Genomic DNA, 1,177 nt, shown 5'->3' with positions numbered 1-1,177 from the left:
GCGTCCCGCCTCCCCCGCTGCAGCCCGATCCCGCCCACCAGCCGGTCCAGCCAGCCGCGCACGGCCCAGGCCAGCGGCGCGGAGTACCAGCCGTTCTCACCGCCGATGCCCTCGATCACCCGCCACAGCGCCTGCGGCGGGGCGGCCACGGTGCGCTCGCGCTCGTCGGTGTAGAGGCTGCCGCCCGCCCAGTTCGGGTCGGTGGGCAGCGGATCGCTGGGCGCGCCGGGGACGGACGCCGAGGACCAGCGGGTGGCCACCTCCGCGTCCTTGATCCGCTTCAGCGCCAACCGCAGCGCCTGGTCCAGACCCTGCAGGCCGCCGGGCGGGTCGGGGACGTGGCGGGCGATGTCGTGCTCGGCGCAGACCACCTCGTGCCGCAGCGACTCCGCCAGCGGCCGGGCCAGCGCGCGCGGGACGGGGGTGATCAGACCGATCCAGTGGCTGGACAGGGTGGGGGAGAGCACCGGCACCGGGACGATGACCCGCCTGGGCAGCCCGGCCACCGCGGCGTAGCGCTGCATCATGTCGTGGTAGGTGAGGACCTCCGGGCCTCCGATGTCGAAGGTCCGGTTCACCTCGGGCGGCAGCGACGCGCAGGCGGCCAGGTAGCGCAGCGCGTCGCGCACCGCGATCGGCTGGAGCCGGGTGCGCACCCAGCTCGGGGTGACCATCAGCGGCAGCCGCTCGGTCAGGTAGCGCAGCATCTCGAACGACGCCGAACCCGAACCGATGATCACCGCCGCCCGCAGTACGGCCGTCGGCACACCGGAGGCCAGCAGCAGCCGCCCCACCTCGGCACGGGAGCGCAGATGCGGGGAGAGCTCCTCCTCGGGCACCCCGGCCGGGGTCAGCCCGCCCAGGTAGACGATCCGGCCCACCCCGGCCGCCCGGGCCTGCTCGCCGAAGATCCGCGCGGCCTCGCGGTCGGTGTTCTCGAAGCGGGAGCCGCCGCCCATGGAGTGCACCAGGTAGTAGGCGACGTCCATGCCCTCCATCGCCGCGCGCACCGACGCGGCGTCGGTGACGTCGCCGCGCACCACCTCCGCCCGCCCCGCCCAGGGGTGGTCGCGCAGCTTGGCCGGCGTGCGGGCCAGACAGCGCACGGTGTGGCCCGCCGCCAGCAGCTCGGGCACCAGCCGGCCGCCGATGTAGCCGGTGGCCCCGGTGACCAGGC

General features: G+C 75.6%; 1 protein-coding gene. It reads right to left on the bottom strand.

Annotated features, from left to right (window positions below; all coding sequences use genetic code 11):
• Positions 1-1,175: SDR family oxidoreductase (locus L7D48_RS28935; RefSeq protein ID WP_237884081.1), on the bottom strand; the 1,175-nt coding region annotated here is incomplete at its 3' end.
• Positions 1,176-1,177 lie beyond the last annotated feature (2 nt).

This window comes from Streptomyces sp. ICN903, assembly GCF_022015835.1.
GTDB classification, from domain to species: Bacteria; Actinomycetota; Actinomycetes; order Streptomycetales; family Streptomycetaceae; genus Streptomyces; species Streptomyces fenghuangensis.
Note: the sequence above shows the minus strand (reverse complement) of the source record. Positions and strands in the feature narration are given on the sequence as shown.